Below are 17,656 nucleotides of genomic sequence, written 5' to 3' on the forward strand. Positions count from 1 at the left end.
TTCAGATGTCGGATCCACCCAGCAAGCGGCCATTCAATTCGCGAGGACGAATTGTGCTTCATCGGCCATTGCGGTCATCCGCGTAAGCTTCAGTCCGGCATCCCGTTATGGTCGCCGAGTGGTCTAGCGGGCCAGTCCACCCAGCGGTCCGCGCGGGTAAGTTCGTGCGCTTCGTTGAGCGGGTAACGAACACGGTTGTCGTCGCGCGGACGTTCACCGATCACCATCAGCCTGACTTCGTCCTTCGTATTGTTGATGAAGGTGTGGCAGATTCCGGTGCCTGCCGGAAACGCGACGGAATCGCCTTCAGCAATGGGATGCAGCACGCCGTCGATCCAGACATCGGGCTTGCCCTCGAGCACGTACACAAACTCCTGCTCGGTACTTTCGGCGTGCGGATATGACGTCCGCCGGCCGGGCAGAAGCCTCACATGATGAATGCCAATCCGCGTAATGCCGAGTGCGGCGGAAAGCGGCGCGTCTAGCGCCATTAGCTCGGTATCGGCGCGATAGGAATGCGCATCCGGTTCTTCGAGTTCAGTCCAGTGTTTGATGAAATCTGGTCGGCTCATCGGTTGTTCTCCTTTAGGGCGAACATCGATAATAGCGGTTTAGGAGCGGACGTTAGCCGTGACTCGCGGCCAATCTCGGCCATGGCCACTTCGGCCGATGACCCGCCGAGCGACTGGCAGGAGTGAATGGCAGCTGTAGTTTGGACGCTGCCGAATATGTGCTGCTGGGTCCACCGTCGGCTCAGGGTCGGCTACGGAAGTTCGACGCGGCGGTGCGGCCGACGATCACCGGAGGCCGCTCGATTTCCGGAATCGGCCAGGAAGCGTCATTCGCCGGTCGCGTCGCTCGGACGGTCAGACGTCGGCTCCGCCCAGTAAACGGCAGTTCGATTGGCGAAGACGAATGTTACTTCATCGGCCAATATAGATAGTCCGCACTGATCGCGCTCCACGCTCGATGAATGGCCGCTTCGGAGGAAGCCTATACCCGGAGGCGACCCTGTGCGGACCTCAGAACCCTCGACAGTTGGATGGGAGCCTTTGCAAGTCGCGCCACGTTAGGACGGCAATCCGGGGAGATCCAGATAAATCCGGTCCATGATTAGAGATCGCGGCCAGGATCTACCCCGATCTCTCCGTTAGACCATCATCATCGACGCGCGCGTGAAAGTCACCGACGGCCGTTGTGAGTCGCTTACGGTTCAATATAGCCGTTCAGTACTTTTCCGGAATCCGGTTATAGGGATAATCGGGCTCCCTGTACCCTTTGGCCTTTTGCCTCGGCGGTAGATCGACTTTGAGGCGCTCGATTTCCTCATAAGGGATGAGGCTCAGGAAATGCGCGATGCAGTTCAATCGCGCGCGCCGTTTGTCGTCGGCGTCGACAACGTACCACGGCGATGTTTTCGTGTCGGTGGCCGCGAACATCGCATCGCGCGCGCGCGAGTAGTCGTACCACCGCCTGTGCGACTCCATATCCATAGGACTCAGCTTCCAGGTCTTGCGGCCGTCGATAATGCGCTCCGAGAACCGGCGGGTCTGCTCTTCCTTGCTGACCTCGAACCAGTATTTGATCAGGGTCACGCCGGCATCGATGATGTCCTTTTCCCACGCCGGACAGAGTCTGAGAAAGCGCTGATACTCGTTGTCCGTGCAGAAGCCCATGACCTTCTCGACTCCCGCGCGGTTGTACCAGCTTCGGTCGAAAATCACGATCTCCCCGCCCGCGGGAAGATGCTCGAAGTAGCGCTGAAAATAGATCTGCGTGCGCTGCCGTTCCGACGGTGCCGGCAGCGCGACGACGCGGAACACGCGCGGGCTGACACGCTCCGTGATCCGCTTGATCACACCGCCCTTGCCAGCCGCGTCCCGCCCTTCGAAGATCACGATGATCCTCGCTCCCGTATGCTTCGCCCAGAACTGCAGTTTCACCAGCTCGACATGGAGCTCCGCTATTTTCGCGTCATACTCCTGCCGCGAGAGCTTCGTCTTCGCCGCCGACTGCGGACTTTCGCGCCGGCTGGACTTCGTGTCTGTTCCATGGCCCATGATTTCACCATCGACTGAATGTACTAGCGGAATTCTTCCGCGGTCTTCGCTATCGCCCTCGCAAACTGCGCAATCTGCCTGCCGTGCTCGATCAGGTCCATCGTCAGCCGGAAACTCAGCACGTCGGATTTGTCAGCCAGTTGAAGTTTGGCAAGCACCACCTGGCGCGCCGTTGCCGCCATCCTTTCGATCTCGGCCTTCGCCGCAATGACCTCCGCCGCTTCGCTCGCCTTGGGATCGCTGATCGTGCCGATGGCCTGTTCGAGATTCCGGATCACGGTGTCCGCGAATCGCACCGTCGCCTCATCGCGCAATCGCGCGAGGTCGATCTGGTGCGTCAATCTTTGCTGGCTGACGGACACCAGATTGGTCCCGACAATGCCGCTGATGCTTTCCAGGTTGGACGCAATCTGCGTGAACCTGACCATCTGCTGGCCTTCGTCCTCCGAGTGCTCCACCTGCGACAGGTGGCCGATATAGTGAAGAATTTCGGCAGCCAGCCGGTCGGTTTCCTTGTCCTGGTCCAGCAGAAAGTTGATCTCCTCGATAGTTCCGCTAGAAATCATGTTCGAGCCGCTGCGAACGACTTCCAGAACCTGTTGACCCAGCCGCGTCAGCTCGAGGCGTACCCGCTGAAGCCCGAGCGAAGGCGCCGTCAGGGACGATTCGTCCAGATAGACCGGATCGCCTGCCCGTTTGGCCTCCTGCGCCCGCTTCGGCACGATGAACTGGGCAAGCCGCGCGATCGGCCCGGTGAACCAGATCAGGATCAACGTGCTAACCACGCTGAATATCGTGTGGGTGTTGGCGACCTGGCGCGGCGTTTCGGCCGCCAGTCTGGCCATCCCTTGCAGATCAGGGTAGGACGGCGAAATGTGCCGAACCAGATCCGCCATCTGCGGGATGAAGAACACCCAGAACAGGATGCCCAGCATATTGAAGATGAAATGCACCACGCCAACCTGGACCGCCTCGGCCGATTTTCCAATCCCGGCGAGTAGCGCCGTTCCGCACGTGCCGACGTTGGCGCCCAGAATCAGGGCGATGCCGGCCTCGAGCGGCATCAGGCCCTGTGCCCCCAGCGCGATCACAATGGCCAGCGTCGCCGCGGAGCTTTGAACCACGGCGGTGAAGACAGCGCCCACCACAATGCCCAGCAGCGGGTTCTCCATATTCTGCATCGCGTCGATGAAAGGCTGGAACGTGCGCATCGGGCGCGTCGCGTCGCCCATCATCTGGATGCCCAGAAACAGCAGGCCCAGCCCGAGAATCACACCGCCCAACTGCCGCAGCAGGTCGCGCCGCCCGAACGCGTGCAGCAGAAAGCCCAGGGCCAGCATGAACGGCGTCAGTTTCGAAACGTCGAACGCGATGATCTGCGCGGTAACTGTCGAGCCGATGTTCGCGCCCATGATCATCGGCACCGACTGGGCCAACGTCATCAACCCGGCGGAAACGAACCCGACCATCAGGACCGTGGTAATGGTCGATGAATTCAGCAGGGCGGTCACGACGGCGCCGGCCAGCACCCCGCGGAACCGGTTCGAGGTCAGCATGCCCAGCAGCGCCTGCAGTCTCGATCCGGCGATGGCCTTCAGGCCGCCCGTCATGAACTCCAGACCGAGAAGGAAAAGCGCGAGGCCACCGATCAGAAGCCCGAACATCTGAACCAGGTTCAGCTTGACCAGTTCGACTTCCGCGGGTGAAGGAGTCATCTTGCTTCGCCTTTTGTCATGTCGCGCATTCCTGAGAAGGAGCGTCGCCGGGCGGCTGCCGATCCTTCCGGTCTGCCGCCCTGCACCTCAGGCCGCTGCGTGCGGCATCGGTTACGTCGTCGCCAGGGCCGGCTTCGACGCACGCCACCTGCGAATGATCCATTTCTCGGCCTCGACGACGAGGAAGAACACAAAGCCGCCGAGAAACAGCCGTGGCCAGATTCGAAGTGGAATGGCCATCGTGCCGAACAGATCCTGAAGCGGCAACGCGTAGGTAAACAAAAGCTGGAGGACGACGAGTGCACCGATCCCCATCGGCAGATATCGATTGCCAAGATGCGCCGTGATCGACAGCGAGGAATCGACCAGATAACGGGTATTGAGCAGATAGAAAATCTGACCGATCGTCAGCGTGTTGACCGCAACCGTGCGCGCAAGCTCGTCTGGCGCATCTTGCGCCTTCATCCAGAAGAACGACCACAGCGTCAATGCCAGCAGACTCAACCCGACGAAAATCACCCGCCAGATCCCAAACCTGGTCAGGATGGGACGACCTGCTACGCCCGGCGGACGGCGCATGACGTCCAGTTCGTGTGGCTCGAAGGAAATGACAAGACCCAGTGCAACCGACGTCACCATGTTGACCCAGAGCACCTGAGGCGCCGTGATCGGCATGGTGAAGCCCACCAGGATCGCCACCATGATGACGGCCGCCTGCGCGACGTTGGTCGGCAGCATGAAGAGAATCGCCTTCTCGATGTTGTTGTAGACCGTTCGCCCCTCGCGGACAGCGGCCGTGATCGACGCGAAATTGTCGTCGGCAAGCACCATCTCGGCGGCTTCCTTGGTGACCTCCGTGCCCTTGATGCCCATCGCTACACCGATGTCGGCCTTCTTCAGGGCAGGTGCATCGTTCACCCCGTCACCGGTCATCGCCACGACCTGGTTGTTCGCCTGGGCCGCAAGCTGGTCCGAGGCCTTCAGAAAATGGGCAAGATCGATCGGCTGCGGGCCGTCCCTCGTCTGTTGCCGGTCGCAATGCTCGAGGATGACTTCGGGCGCCCCCTTGACGAGGAGAAGCTGGCCGCCGTCCGGCGCTTCGTTGAGCGTCGCCATAAAGCGGTGCTCGGACTCGAAGGGAATCGCGTCGACGCGACGATAAGCCGTCTGCTGTGCCTGCCGCTCAAGGCCGATCTTGGTCGCGAACGGGTACAGCGCCCCCTCCGTCGGATCGCCTTCGACCTTCCAGACGCCCTCCACCTTGCGCAGCTCCGCGTCGTTGCAGAGCATCGACACGCGCCCCATCAGATCGAGGACCGGGTCCTGATTCGCGGGTGCGCCATCCCGCAGAACTCGCCCATCGGGTGCATAGCCATCGCCTTCAACCTGATAGGTGGTCTCGGCGGTGACGGCCGACACGACCATCATTTCCATCAGTGTCAGGGTGCCGGTCTTGTCCGAGCAGATCCGCGATACGGAACCCAGCGTTTCCACCGCTGGGAGCCGGCGGATGACGCGTTGCGTTGCGCCATGCGCTGCACGCCGATGGCAAGTGTAATCGTGATGATTGCAGGCAAGCCCTCCGGAATGAGCGACACCGCAATGCCGACAACAGCCTGAAAGATTTCGACGAACGGCAATCCCTCGACCCATCGGCCGTAAGCAAACACCAGCGCGCCGATCACGAAAATGACGGCGGTAATGGCGTAGCCGAATTACTTGATCTGGCGCAGCAACGGCGTCTCGAGCGAACTGACCGCGGCCAGCATCTGATTGATGCGCCCGAGCTCGGTTTCGCTTCCTGTCGCAACGACGAGCCCGGTGCCACGTCCGGACACGACGAGCGTTCCCGAGTAGGCCATGCTATGGCGATCCCCGACCGTCGCATGGGCAGCGACAGGCGTGACGGATTTGTCGCTCGGTACCGATTCTCCAGTCAGCGCCGCCTCTTCCATGCGCAGGTTCTTGACGTCAATCAACCGGAGATCGGCGGGAACCTTGTCGCCTGACTCCAGAAGGACCACGTCTCCCGGCACAAGCTGGTCCGATGCGATCATGCGGGTTTCGCTTGCGCGCAGGGTTCTCGCCTCGGCGGACAGCATGTTGCGAATCGAATCCAGTGCCTTCTCGGCTTTGCCTTCCTGGATAAACCCAAGCAACGCATTGATGACGACGACGCCGAGGATGATTGACGCATCAATCCACAACCCGAGCATCAGCTTGACAAAGCCGGCGCCTAGCAGGACGTAAACCAGAACGTTGTTGAACTGGCCCAGAAACTTCATCAACAGACTCTGCTTACCAGCTTCCGGCAAGCGGTTTGGACCGTATCTCTGAAGTCACTCAGCTGATTCCGGAATACCCAGGCCCGATTGCGTATTCACTCCTAGTACAACATCCCTGAAATAGATTGAATAATCAACTGCCCCGGTTATCATGTCTGAATGAGCCGAGGCCGCCATGCAACGCCAGTGAAGCTGGCGAATAAAGAACGACAGGAACTGCTATCGCTGATTGAGCGGAAGACGGCTACGCAGCGAGATGTGATGCGGGCGCGTATCGGGTTGTGGGCCCACGAGGGTCACTCCAATACGGTGATTGCGCGGGAACTGGGTGTCTCGGTGCAAACGGTCTGCCTGTGGCGCAAGCGCATTGCGCGGCAAGGTGTCCAGGGTATTCGCGAGGGCGAGCGCAGTGGCCGTCCGCCACGCATCACGCACGAAGCGCGACTGCAGTTGATTGCGCTGGCGTGTGAAGCGCAGGAGCCTGAGGGACGGGTCACGCCGACACTCGACGAGATTGCGGCGCGTGCCGTGGAGCGCGGCGTCGTCGGGCAGATCAGCCGCAGTCACGTGCAGCGCATTCTGCAGGCCGGCGACGTACGCCCGCACCGGGTCCGGCAATGGCTGCACAGTCCAGACCCGGCCTTTCGCGAGAAGGTCAACGTGATTTGCAAGCTGTACCGCAAGGCGCCGCGAAACGCGGTCGTGCTCAGCATCGACGAGAAGACCGGCATTCAGGCCATTGAGCGCAAGCACCCGGGACGGGCACCCGCGCCAGGACGGCTGCGTCGCCGTGAATTCGAATATATCCGTCACGGCACCCAGGCGTTGATTGCTGCGCTCGATGTGCATACCGGAAAGGTGTTGGCAGAGTGCCGCGAGCGGCGCACCCAGGACGATCTGGTAGCCTTCATGGAACGCGTGGCGGCCGCGTACCCAGACAAACAGGTGCACGTGGTTTGGGACAATCTGAACACGCATCGCGCGCAGGCCGTCTGGCAGGCGTTCAATGCGCGGCATGGCAAGCGGTTTCACTTCCACTTCACGCCGTTGCACGCAAGCTGGGTCAATCAGATCGAACTCTGGTTTGCCCGTTATACGCGCCGGGTGCTGCGCCATGCCAGCCACACCAGCACCGCGCACCTGCGCGAGCGCACCGGGCAGTTCGTCGGCGAGCACAATCAGGCCGCACGCCCCTTCAAATGGAGTTTCCGGGGCTATCCGCTGCAAAGCGGTGCATCGTAATCGAGGAACGCAGATGCCAGCTGTACCTGCCAAACACCACGCTGCTGAACTGCAGCGTCGACTGCGCAGCCTGCTCGGTCATGAGCAGATCGTCACGCAAGCCTACGGGCGCCACTTGCTGATCAAACGTCTGGACGATGACGAGCCAACCGTCGTGGCGCGCCTCACCGAGCTCGGCCGCAATCGATATGGCGCCGCCTTTCGTAGCCATAGTGGGCGTTGGGAACCGCTGCCGGGCACGGGTTCGCTCGACGAAATGGCCGATGTGGTCGTCACGCTCCTACAGCCTTATTTGCAGCCTGATAATTATTAAACGTATTTAAAGGATGTTGTACTAGCTGCTTCGCAGCCTCCTCCGCGGTCACCGCATACCAGGCCGATTCCTTGCCTTGAGGTCTTGGATTTGTCACCTCATTTGTCGCCTCGTTCATCGCTCACTCCACAATCTTGTTGCGGACGCAAGTTTATTGAACCTGCGGATGCAGTTTTTAAGAACTGCCTACATAAGAATTGTTATCAAGGGCGCATTCGGAAACGGCTGTGGCAATGTCACTATCGCTATGGTGATCCTGGTTTACACCCGAGAACTCAGCACGTTATTCGCTATTTCTATCATAGGCGCCCCGCTAAACATCGGGGTCGATGGGCGTTGTCGCGTCGGCGGATTACTCGCATAAGATGGAGCGATGCAGAGTACGAAGCCGCTCTATCGCGGTCATCGTTTTCCGGTGGCAGTCATCAATTGGGTCGTGCGGCCGGCATAAGGAAAGCACAAGCGATTGTCTGACCGGCCTGCGGGCAAGCCGCGTGATTGCTGTCGCTGCGCAACTGCTTGGTATTCAGGCAGCGACACAGGCCAAGATCGTCGACATCAGCCGATAGAGGCGCCCTGTGAGCGTTGGCTGAATGGCCGGACTTACGATGAGATGCCAAGATAAGATAAATACACTTCGACGGCATAGCAGTTCAAGCGAAGACTATTCAACTGCATGCTTGTAGCCAGCGCGCTTTGCGACAACGCTATGCGCCTGTGTACTGATAATACGGGCTTTGAATAATCGTAAGCGCGCGATTTCGCACACCTAGCTTGCGCTGTTGAGAAGGCTCACGATTGCGTCCGCAACCTCACTTTGCGGACGCAATCCATGACAGAAGATGACCTCAGCTTTTTGCCCCTACGCGTGACGCGTGTTGGTGCCGGCGGCAAGCGAAGCTTCGATCCAACGGACAAACGACGACTCGTCGAAGCCTGTCTGCGGCCAGGCGCTTCGCTATCGGGCCTCGCCCTTAAGGCTGGTGTGAACGCCAACCAGCTGCATAAATGGGTCCAGACGCGTGAACAGTGCCGGCCCCCAGTCAGGCACGACGTGCCGGTCGCATCGTCAGCGTTTGTGCCGGTTGTCGCAATCGACGAGCCAACAGCGCTGCTGGCGCCCGCGCCCGCGTCGCACCGCGCCACCGGAGCAGAATCATCCTGCGTTTCGCCACGCTCAACACGAGTGGCACGGCTGTCGGCTCAGCTGCCTAACGGCGTGAAGCTTGAGCTCGAATGTTCAGCAGACGACGTGGCAATCGTCAATGCCGTGGTTGCTTCATTGGGAGCGCGTTGATGTTCCGTTTCGACGCGGACCTGACGGTCTTCCTGCATCGCGAACCGATCGACTTCCGCGCCGGCATCAACAGCCTCGTGACGCTCGTCGAGCAGTCCATGCAGCTCGATCCGTTTGCACGCGCCGTGTTCGCCTTCCACAACCGCAAACGCAACCGGGTCAAACTGCTGTTCTACGATCGCAACGGTTTCTGGATGATGTTGAGGCGCCTCGAGGAAGACCACTTCGTATGGCCACGCCGGCAGCAGACCGTCGTCAAGCTGACGAGCGAGCAGTTGCACTGGCTCCTGGAGGGCATCGACATTGATGCTGTACGCCGCCATCCGGTACGGTCGTACCATCACGCCAGCTGAGCATCGGGCGTCGCCCGTCAGCAATAACTGGCCGGCCGTCCCCCAAGGGGACTTCCTTCGGGGCGTTACAAATTCCCGTAAACCCATCGCGGGCGACACTTCGCTATCGTGGAGGCATGAACGAGGACGACTTCTCCCGATTGCCGCCGGCCGCCCAGGCCTATATCCGTGAACTCGAGACACGCAACCGGCAACTGGGCGAACGGATTACCCAGCTCGAAGAGCAGTTTCGCCTCGCGCAGAGCAGGCGCTTCGCCCCGAGCAGCGAGAAGCTCAAGGATCGTGTCTTCGACGAGGCCGAGCAGATCGCCGGCACCGAACCCGACGGCATGGATACCGGCACCACCGACGACACGTTTGCGCTTCCCGACACGGGTCTGCCGGATCCGCCTGCGCCCACGGGAAGCAAGCCGGGACGTAAGCCGTTACCGGCGCATCTGCCGCGTCAGCGCATCGAATACGATCTGCCCGAAAGCGAGAAGGTATGTCCGTGCTGCGCGCACGCCCTGCACCGTATGGGCGAAGAGATCAGCGAACAATTGCATATCGAAGTAAAGGCCTCGGTGCTTCAGCACGTGCGCTTGAAATACGCGTGCCGCCACTGCGAGCGTCACGCGGAGCGCACGCCGGTGATCACGGCACCGATGCCGGCCCAGCCGTTGCCGGGCAGCAATGCCAGTGCGGCGATGATCGCCACGGTCACTGCGGGCAAATATGTCGACGGAACGCCGCTATACCGGATGGCCCATGCGCTGGCACGCGCGGACATCGAAGTCGGGCGTGGCACGCTGGCGAACTGGATCATCCGGCCCGCTGAACTGCACTACAGCCGGTTGTACGAGGCGCTGCGCAAGACACTGCTGTCGCAACAGCTGATTCACGGCGACGAGACAACGGTACAGGTGCTCAAGGAGCCGGGCAAAGCCGCCCAGAGCACCTCGTACATGTGGGTCTACCGCAGCGCCGAAGATTGCCCTGAGCCCGTCGTGCTGTTCGACTACCAGCCGGGGCGCGGGCAGGAATATCCCCGGGCGTTCCTCTCCGGCTATAAAGGTCTGCTGATGACCGATGGATATGCCGCCTGGCGCACGCTCGACGGCCCGACGCACTTCGGTTGCCTGGCTCACGCCCGGCGTGCCTTCGTGCAGGCCCTCAAGGGCATGAAGAAACCATGCGGGCGGGCCGCACATGCACTGGAATACTTCAAGGCGCTCTACCAGGTCGAAACTCTCGCAAAGGCAGATCGGACCGAAAGCGAGACGCGCGTCGATTACACCTTCCGGCTGCGCCAGCAACACAGCGTGCCGCTGCTCGAATCCTTCAGGAAATGGCTTGACGAATTGGCACCGCAGATCCTTCCTGAGAGCCTGCTGGGCAAGGCGATCTCCTATACACGCAATCAGTGGACGTACCTCAGCCGCTACGTGAACGATGGGCGTGCCCCAATCGATAACAACGTGATCGAGCGCGACATCAGGCCATTCTGCACCGGCAGATCGTCATGGATGTTCAGTGACACGGTTGCTGGCGCGAAGGCCAGTGCCATGATCTACAGCTTGATGCTCACGTGCCGAGCGTGCAACCTCGAACCTTATGCATATCTCGTTCGGGTACTCGGCGAATTACCGCAACGAGCATTAGACGCCGATGTCACCGACCTGCTGCCGTTTAACTTCTCGAAGCCTACGGCTTGACCGCGTAACAACGCTTGGTCCAACCACCGTATCGACGCGACCGTTGCCACGCAGCCCATTTGGTCCCGTGTGCGCCAGATCGAGCGCTTACGAATAATCCGTAGAAGCAACGGAAGTTGCGACAGCGGACGTTGCTGCACCGGTTCTGCGACGATTCGCGAGCGTCCGCTCAGGCCGGAACTTGCCGGCCGACATGGCCGCACGAATGGCCGTTGTACCTGGCGGAGCCGACGCTTGAATGTCCGACCGACGACGCATATGAACAGCGGTTTGTGGCCGAACCCGGGCGGATGCCAATCCGGCGATGTATCACGGGCCGACTCTCCGCGTCCGGCAGAGGTCGACCCTCATTAGGCCTTCGGGCTAGCGGAATACAATATGGCGCCTACGGACGCGGAGCCGACGCTCGAACGTCCGCACGAAGACGCGTATGAATGACGCTTGATGCGTGCTGCCCGATGCGCTTTTTGCCTCGCGACCACCCAAAGGGCCAAATGCTACGCCGACATACAGCTTTGATTTTGGCGAGAATTGTATTGCCGTTTGAACTATAAGAAAGCGCGAGAGTCGCGTCATTTCCAGGTGCCAGCAAAGCCTCGCAAAGCCTCGCAAAGCCTCGCCCCGAGCCACTCGGCTGAGAAGACCCATCAAACTTTAAACTATTCAGCTTTTGTGTATCGGCGTTCTATGGCCGCACGGATCTTTCGCCGGCATTCCTGAATATCCGCGTCAGCCGCGTTTTCAATGCCCGCGATCTCACCTGCTAGTTCCGGGTCCTTTATGCAATCTCGCAACCAACGAGAATAGTCTCTCGCCCGAGCATGGTAGCGCCATGTCTCGTCATCAACGCCTTCGCCGATCTGACAGAACATTTCCAAATTTTGCGCCCGCAGATTAAGCGCGCCGTCCGGACCGCGAAAATAGAAGCTTGTATCCTCACCGAGCGTCCCCGTAGCATACTTCCGCACATGTCGACGATGCTCCGCGCTTGGCGGGATCACATGAACCTCTGCGGGTTGTTGCCCCTCACCAATCGGCCATACCAACGCGCAGCCGGCATCGAGAGCGGCAGGAAGACTTTCCGGAGCAGCCAAGCCAGTTGCTGCCGCAAATTTCGCCACAGTATCCCCGATGGCGATTCCGAGGGCGACCAACCATGTCGTGCCGATAAGCGCGGACTTCGCCATATGGTCGGGATGAACTGTGATGAAGGCCACCCGATCGAAATCCGAGGGCAAGCTCTTGGCCATTGATTCGTTTTGTGAAGGCATCATATGATGCGCCTCGTCGATTACCAGCCAGTGCGGCCGACCGGTTCGCACGCGGAGGTCAATCAACTTTGGAATCAGGGATGACAAAAAATTCGGACGGTCGTCCAGTGGCAGTCCAAGAAGACTGATCGCGACGTTGCGATCCGGATACTCGAGAAGCTCGGTCACGTTTTGCAGAGATGGCGACCGCTCAGCGTCGCCGACGCAGGTAACGCCTACAAAGCCCTCGTAATCCCCCTCCGGATCAATGATGCAATACTGCATGCCGGCAACTGCTAGCCGCTCAAGAAAGCCCTGCGTAAATGTGGATTTTCCACTTCCAGAGGTGCCACAAATAAGCATTCGACCCGATCGGCCGACCTGCATCGAAACCGGTTCCACTTCATTGGAGTGGGCGTCCATCACTGTGCCGAGTGCCACAGTGTGACGGTCGCTACAGGCAACCTCCGTCAAATCGTTGTTCAGGATGCCATCCACAACTTCGACGACACCCGCTCCGCGCGGACAGTCTGTTACCCAATCTGCGGCCGCCTTCAGCATTGGAACGGCGTTCGCGACGGCGACTGAGCAGCCGCAGGCGTTTAGCAAAGCATGATCGTTCTCGGCGTCGCCCACGCCCACGACATTGATCGAGGCTAAAGATAGATTGCGCAGCGCGGCCTTCAGCCCGGTGGCCTTGTTGATCCCCGGCGGCAACACCATTACCGCGCCCTTGTTGAAAATGATCTGCAATTCAAGCCCGAGATCCTTGACGGTTTCCAGCACGATGTCCTGGTTGGGCTCCCAAGTCGCGACGATCACATGACCGACGGACAGGGGCGTGACGCCACGGTCGCGAAGCTGGTTGACGAATGCAGCCGGCGGCGGCTCAGCCAACAGATCGACCACCTGGGTCGCGGGCCGATAGAGAACGCCGCCATTTTCGGCGACAACCTCCTCGAACATGTCCAGGCGCGGGCAAACCCGTTTTAAATCCTCAAGCTCTCTTCCGGTGGCCAGGATCAGGCGCCGTCCGGACTCGCGAAGGCGTGCCAGCGCCTCGAAGGTGGAATCCTTCACGACCCCATCTTCTGCGATCGTCCCGTCATAATCTGTTGCAAGCGCGTAGAAGAACATGGCCGCACACCGTCTTGGATTGAGAGTCGAATTCTGAGGCCCGCGTCGTGACAGAAAGGGAATGCGCAAGCGTCGACTGCTTCACGAAGGGTCTCCGATCAGTTCCCTTAATGCACCACTCCGCGCCTTGCGAATAAGATCGGCACTTGACCCACAACGCAGCCGACATTGACGACGCAGATAATGCGTACTTTGTCCAGACCATTATAGTATTTATCGCATGCGTCCTCTGCCGGACGCGGTCCGGCACCTAACTTCCGCAGGCGGACCCTGAGCCGACATTGGCCGGGCCAAATTGGGCGCCAGAAAGCGGACCCTCGCGTCGAGTATCAAACCCCAGGGTTACTCTTCGGTTTGTCATCTGCCCTCAGCTGGATGAATCGTTGGCAGTGGTTGATGCCCGTCGCGGCTCGCACGAACGGCTCGTCCGGCAAAGGTACGTCGACTGGCCGTATATGGCCGCGGCCGCCGGATGCGTCGGGCTCATCTCGACCCACTGCCGTCCTTCGAACCGGAGCGGCCCAGACGGCCGCTTGTAAGGGCGGATTCAACCGGTCGATGCAACACAATGAACGTCGCATGAGCGGCGGGAGTGTTGCAAATGAAACAGAGGCGCCGGATCTATTACAGCGAAAGCCAGAAGGCATTGATGTGGGAACGCTGGCGCAAAGGCGAGTCGTTGCAGCACATCGCCCAGCTATTTGACCGCAATCACTCGTCAGTACAGGGAATTCTGGCGCAAACTGGAGGAATCCAGCCTGCACCCCGCCAGCGATCCAGGCTGGCGCTGACGCTTGCCGAACGCGAGGAGATTTCGCGAGGCCTCGTCGCGGGTGATTCGATTCAGTCAGTCGCCCGGCGACTGTCGCGGTCACCGTCCACGATCTGTCGCGAGATCAAGCGCAACAGTGGGCAGGGCGGCTATCGGGCCAGCCACGCCGACCAGCTGGCATGGGATCGGTCGCTGCGCCCCAAAGTCTGCAAACTGGTCGAGCACCGGACGCTGGCCCATATCGTGGCCGACAAGCTCCAGTTGCAGTAGTCGCCCCAGCAGATTGCTGGATGGCTCAAACGAGCCTGGCGGGGCAACGAGGACTACCACGTGTCACACGAGACCATCTACCGCAGTCTTTTCATTCAGGCACGGGATGCACTGAAGAAAGAGTTGCTGGAGCATCTACGGCGCACCCGGGCCATGCGTCGCTCGCGCCATCACACGCAGAAAACGGACGACCACGGCAGGATCCGTGAGGCGGTATCAATCCGTGAACGCCCCGCCACTGTGGAAGACCGTGCGGTGCCGGGACACTGGGAAGGCGATCTCCTGTGTGGCAGTGGCGGTAGCCAGATTGCAACGCTTGTAGAGCGTCAGACGCGCTATGTGATGCTGGTGAAAATCGCCAGCAAGGACAGCGAAACAGTAGTCAATGCGCTCATCAGACATGCTGGAAAGCTGCCGAAGGAACTGTATAAATCGCTTACCTGGGATCGGGGATCAGAGATGGCGAACCACAAGCAGTTCACCATTGCCACCGACATTGCCGTGTACTTCTGCGATCCGAAACACCCCTGGCAACGGGGCTCGAATGAAAACACCAATGGTTGAGACAATACTTCCCGAAAGGCATCGATCTGTCGGTCTACTCACAGGCCAAACTCAATGCCGTGGCACGACGGCTGAACGAGCGACCACGAAAGACCCTGGATTACGAGACACCGGCTGAACGGTTCCATCGAACTATTGCATCGACCGGTTGAATCCGCCGGGTGGAACCGACGCCTGAATGTCCGTGCGACCGAGCCGGCGAATGACGCTTCGTGGCCGATCACTGCCTCATGCAAGCGGCACACGTACGCCAAGGCGGCGCAATGCAGCGATCGGCCGTACGCGACCCGTGAACAGCCTTTCAGTTCTACCAATAACGGCCGTTCAACATACGCGGCTAACCACCGCGGCCTATACGCCAGCCAGCGCTGGCAACTCCACGCCATACGAAATGCGTTCGGACCAGCGGCTCATCGGTGGTTGATGCATCGGATGCGGCGCGCTATCGACGCGCTTCTGTAAGCGCGATGGATAGCGGGCGTTTTTCTTTTCGAGAATGGCCCGGCTCAGAAACTCGGCGCTATAGGCTTTCAGCAAGTGTGCATGATGCGTTTCGATGTACGAGGCAATCTGCTCCTGTTCGCCGTCAATCATGGCCAGCGACATCAGCGTGCGCTCATCCCAACGGAAACACAGGCCAAGTTCGTCGAAAGCGACGTTATAGGCACAAAGTTGTGCCTGGACTTCCGCGTCATGCGCGCTGTCGCGAACATGGAATTGAGAGAGGTTCATTGTCGACTCCTTCCGGCAAATGGCCTGAGCAAAGAATAGGAGACCACATGAATAAACAACAGTTAAATTTTTTTCCAATAACTATTGTAATTTGTTTATACATGTGGTCGCCGTTGCAACGGCGTTGATGGAAGGCACTCATTTCTCGCAGTGCTGCAATACGTACAGAGCATCACACGAAATCCGACGACATCCAGCGGGGTAACCCAGTCGCGCGTGCTCTCCGATCTGGTCAATTTCCAAATCGAACGCCCGCTGGCGAAACCCAATTTCATACGTCTGCGGGCGAAAAAATTACATGCCAGTCAATGTCTGGAAGACTTGCCGTTGGCGGGGACCCGTGTTCCGCATCAATGCGGCCGACCCATATATTACGGATACCTAATGCAAACCATAGAATATTTTAACTTTCGTTTATCACCGTTCTCGCGCAGCATCCCCTCACCCACGCTGCTCGTGCAATAGCTTGCACCTCCACTGTTGTGCGTTTCAACGAGCAAGGGGTTTTCGTTAGTGCAGTGCCCTCTGGCCGACCATTGGCGCTTCATTGCCGCAGGCGAACCGGCGACGAAGCGATTCGATCACGTAAGTCCAACGCGCCGCTTGAGCGCGACGGAATATGCAGGAGACGAAGACATGGGACATTCGAACGTATCGGATGGCGGCCGCGCACGATTCTGGCATCACCGGTGGGTGCAACTCGCTATCGGCATCGTGTGCATGGGGCTCGTCGCGAATCTGCAGTATGCGTGGACGCTGTTCGTCGTACCAATGGACAACGCCCACCATTGGGGTCAGGCAGCGATCCAGACCGCATTCACGATTTTCATCGTCACTGAAACCTGGCTCGTACCCGTCGAAGGCTGGCTCGTCGACAAGTTCGGGCCACGCCCGGTTGTGACCGGCGGTGCGCTGTGCGCAGCGCTCGGCTGGATCATCAACGCGCATGCGACCAGTCTCGCGGAGCTATACGTCGCAGCAGTCATCGCCGGCATCGGCGCAGGCTGTGTGTATGGCACCTGCGTCGGCATGGCGCTCAAATGGTTTCCGGACAAACGCGGTCTCGCAGCCGGTTTGACGGCGGCGGGTTTCGGCGCCGGCGCGGCCGTCACGGTGATACCGATTGCCAACATGATCCAGCGTTCGGGCTACGAGCACGCGTTCATGTTCTTCGGCATTTTCCAGGGTGTCTGCATCCTGCTGCTCGCCACCATGCTGGTAAGGCCAAAACCGCCCGCCAGTGCGATCCCGACTAGACGTATCGTTGCAAGCAAGATCGACTACACGTCCGGCGAGATGGTCCGCTCGCCGCTCTTCTGGGTGCTGTATCTGATGTTCGTGTTCGTTGCGGCTGGCGGCATCATTGCGACCGCGCAGCTTGGGCCGATCGCGAAGGAATACGGCTTTGCCAGGCTGCCTGTGAGTTTGATCGGCGTCACGCTGCCGCTCCTCACGATGACGCTGTCGATCGACAACCTGTGCAATGGACTCACCCGTCCCCTATGCGGATTTCTGTCGGACCGCATTGGCCGCGAAAACACGATGTTCATGATCTTCCTCGGCGAAGGCGTCGCGCTGCTAGGGCTGATGCAGTTTGGCCATAACCCGTATGCATTCATGGTCTTCGCGGCCGCCGTTTTCCTCTGCTGGGGCGAGATCTTCTCGATCTTCCCCGCAACCTGCGCGGACACGTTCGGCAGCAAATACGCCGCTGCGAATGCGGGGACGCTGTACACCGCGAAGGGTACGGCCTCGATGCTGGTGCCGGTCGCATCGCTTCTGTCGGCCAACGGTGGCTGGAGCACGGTGTTCATCTCGGCGGCGGTGATATCGATCGCGGCCGCCATATCCGCGAAGTTCATCCTTGCACCCATGAGAAAGCGCTGGATCGAAAGCTCGGGCGTGCCAGCAGGCGTAACCATTGCCGAAGCACGGCTGCAGCAGTGGCCCGGCGGCTCATCTGAATAAACGA

The 17,656-nt window shown here is 59.8% G+C and carries 12 protein-coding genes and 2 pseudogenes; 7 read left to right on the plus strand and 7 right to left on the minus strand.

Annotated elements, in window-relative coordinates; genetic code table 11:
• Window positions 1–89: 89 nt before the first annotated feature.
• From OKW41_RS01090 to OKW41_RS01110, 5 genes and pseudogenes are all read right to left on the minus strand, one after another.
• The gene (locus OKW41_RS01090; RefSeq protein WP_429571241.1) at window positions 90–572 is read right to left on the minus strand and encodes a cupin domain-containing protein; all 483 of its coding nucleotides are present in this window, start codon (window positions 570–572) and stop codon (window positions 90–92) included.
• 654 nt (window positions 573–1,226) lie between these two features.
• Window positions 1,227–2,060 (minus strand): polyphosphate kinase 2, encoded by an 834-nt coding sequence (gene ppk2, locus OKW41_RS01095; RefSeq protein ID WP_429571242.1) that lies wholly within the window; start codon window positions 2,058–2,060, stop codon window positions 1,227–1,229.
• 23 nt (window positions 2,061–2,083) lie between these two features.
• Window positions 2,084–3,724 (minus strand): Na/Pi cotransporter family protein, encoded by a 1,641-nt coding sequence (locus OKW41_RS01100; protein ID WP_429571243.1) that lies wholly within the window; start codon window positions 3,722–3,724, stop codon window positions 2,084–2,086.
• 162 nt (window positions 3,725–3,886) lie between these two features.
• A complete protein-coding gene (locus OKW41_RS01105; protein WP_429571244.1) occupies window positions 3,887–5,269 on the minus strand; it encodes an HAD-IC family P-type ATPase in 1,383 nt (460 codons plus the stop codon).
• A pseudogene (locus tag OKW41_RS01110) lies at window positions 5,215–6,060 on the minus strand (HAD-IC family P-type ATPase). The gene OKW41_RS01105 and the pseudogene OKW41_RS01110 overlap by 55 nt, the downstream one beginning before the upstream one ends.
• 159 nt (window positions 6,061–6,219) lie before the next feature.
• Here OKW41_RS01110 and OKW41_RS01115 point away from each other — a divergent pair.
• The 5 genes from OKW41_RS01115 (at window position 6,220) to tnpC (ending at window position 10,959) form a co-directional block, all read left to right on the plus strand.
• On the plus strand, window positions 6,220–7,302 hold the full coding sequence (locus OKW41_RS01115) for an IS630 family transposase (RefSeq protein ID WP_429571245.1): 1,083 nt from the start codon (window positions 6,220–6,222) through the stop codon (window positions 7,300–7,302).
• Window positions 7,303–7,315: 13 nt separating this feature from the next.
• On the plus strand, window positions 7,316–7,615 hold the full coding sequence (locus tag OKW41_RS01120; protein ID WP_429571246.1) for a hypothetical protein: 300 nt from the start codon (window positions 7,316–7,318) through the stop codon (window positions 7,613–7,615).
• A gap of 832 nt (window positions 7,616–8,447) precedes the next feature.
• Entirely contained in the window at window positions 8,448–8,912 is a 465-nt protein-coding gene (gene tnpA, locus OKW41_RS01125) for an IS66-like element accessory protein TnpA (RefSeq protein WP_429571247.1), read from the plus strand.
• A complete protein-coding gene (tnpB, locus tag OKW41_RS01130; protein WP_429444186.1) occupies window positions 8,912–9,265 on the plus strand; it encodes an IS66 family insertion sequence element accessory protein TnpB in 354 nt (117 codons plus the stop codon). Before tnpA ends, tnpB begins: the two co-directional genes overlap by 1 nt.
• 116 nt (window positions 9,266–9,381) lie before the next feature.
• Window positions 9,382–10,959 (plus strand): IS66 family transposase, encoded by a 1,578-nt coding sequence (gene tnpC / locus OKW41_RS01135; protein ID WP_429571248.1) that lies wholly within the window; start codon window positions 9,382–9,384, stop codon window positions 10,957–10,959.
• 659 nt (window positions 10,960–11,618) lie between these two features.
• On the opposite strand, the gene OKW41_RS01140 is transcribed toward tnpC, so the two are convergent.
• Window positions 11,619–13,346, minus strand: a complete 1,728-nt coding sequence (locus OKW41_RS01140) for an HAD-IIB family hydrolase (protein ID WP_429571249.1) — start codon at window positions 13,344–13,346, stop codon at window positions 11,619–11,621.
• A 601-nt stretch (window positions 13,347–13,947) separates the two neighbouring features.
• On the opposite strand from OKW41_RS01140, the pseudogene OKW41_RS01145 reads away from it, so the two are divergent.
• Window positions 13,948–15,104: pseudogene (locus OKW41_RS01145) on the plus strand (IS30 family transposase).
• Window positions 15,105–15,303: 199 nt separating this feature from the next.
• Here the strand turns inward: OKW41_RS01145 and OKW41_RS01150 are convergent.
• Window positions 15,304–15,684 (minus strand): hypothetical protein, encoded by a 381-nt coding sequence (locus tag OKW41_RS01150; protein WP_429571250.1) that lies wholly within the window; start codon window positions 15,682–15,684, stop codon window positions 15,304–15,306.
• 636 nt (window positions 15,685–16,320) lie between these two features.
• Between OKW41_RS01150 and oxlT the strand changes: the two genes are divergently transcribed.
• Window positions 16,321–17,652 (plus strand): oxalate/formate MFS antiporter, encoded by a 1,332-nt coding sequence (gene oxlT, locus OKW41_RS01155; RefSeq protein ID WP_429571251.1) that lies wholly within the window; start codon window positions 16,321–16,323, stop codon window positions 17,650–17,652.
• Window positions 17,653–17,656 lie beyond the last annotated feature (4 nt).

The sequence above is a fragment of the Paraburkholderia sp. UCT70 genome (genome assembly GCF_050434085.1).
Lineage (GTDB): Bacteria > Pseudomonadota > Gammaproteobacteria > Burkholderiales > Burkholderiaceae > Paraburkholderia > Paraburkholderia tuberum.

What these genes read in the sequence shown, in the direction of transcription:
- OKW41_RS01100 (WP_429571243.1), bottom strand. Translation starts at nt 3,724, where the DNA reads ATGTTCGGGCTTCTGATCGGTGGCCTCGCGCTTTTCCTTCTCGGTCTG.
- ppk2 (WP_429571242.1), bottom strand. Translation starts at nt 2,060, where the DNA reads ATGGGCCATGGAACAGACACGAAGTCCAGCCGGCGCGAAAGTCCGCAG.
- tnpC (WP_429571248.1), top strand. Translation starts at nt 9,382, where the DNA reads ATGAACGAGGACGACTTCTCCCGATTGCCGCCGGCCGCCCAGGCCTAT.
- OKW41_RS01150 (WP_429571250.1), bottom strand. Translation starts at nt 15,684, where the DNA reads ATGAACCTCTCTCAATTCCATGTTCGCGACAGCGCGCATGACGCGGAA.
- OKW41_RS01120 (WP_429571246.1), top strand. Translation starts at nt 7,316, where the DNA reads ATGCCAGCTGTACCTGCCAAACACCACGCTGCTGAACTGCAGCGTCGA.
- OKW41_RS01140 (WP_429571249.1), bottom strand. Translation starts at nt 13,346, where the DNA reads ATGTTCTTCTACGCGCTTGCAACAGATTATGACGGGACGATCGCAGAA.
- tnpB (WP_429444186.1), top strand. Translation starts at nt 8,912, where the DNA reads ATGTTCCGTTTCGACGCGGACCTGACGGTCTTCCTGCATCGCGAACCG.
- OKW41_RS01090 (WP_429571241.1), bottom strand. Translation starts at nt 572, where the DNA reads ATGAGCCGACCAGATTTCATCAAACACTGGACTGAACTCGAAGAACCG.
- tnpA (WP_429571247.1), top strand. Translation starts at nt 8,448, where the DNA reads ATGACAGAAGATGACCTCAGCTTTTTGCCCCTACGCGTGACGCGTGTT.
- oxlT (WP_429571251.1), top strand. Translation starts at nt 16,321, where the DNA reads ATGGGACATTCGAACGTATCGGATGGCGGCCGCGCACGATTCTGGCAT.
- OKW41_RS01115 (WP_429571245.1), top strand. Translation starts at nt 6,220, where the DNA reads ATGAGCCGAGGCCGCCATGCAACGCCAGTGAAGCTGGCGAATAAAGAA.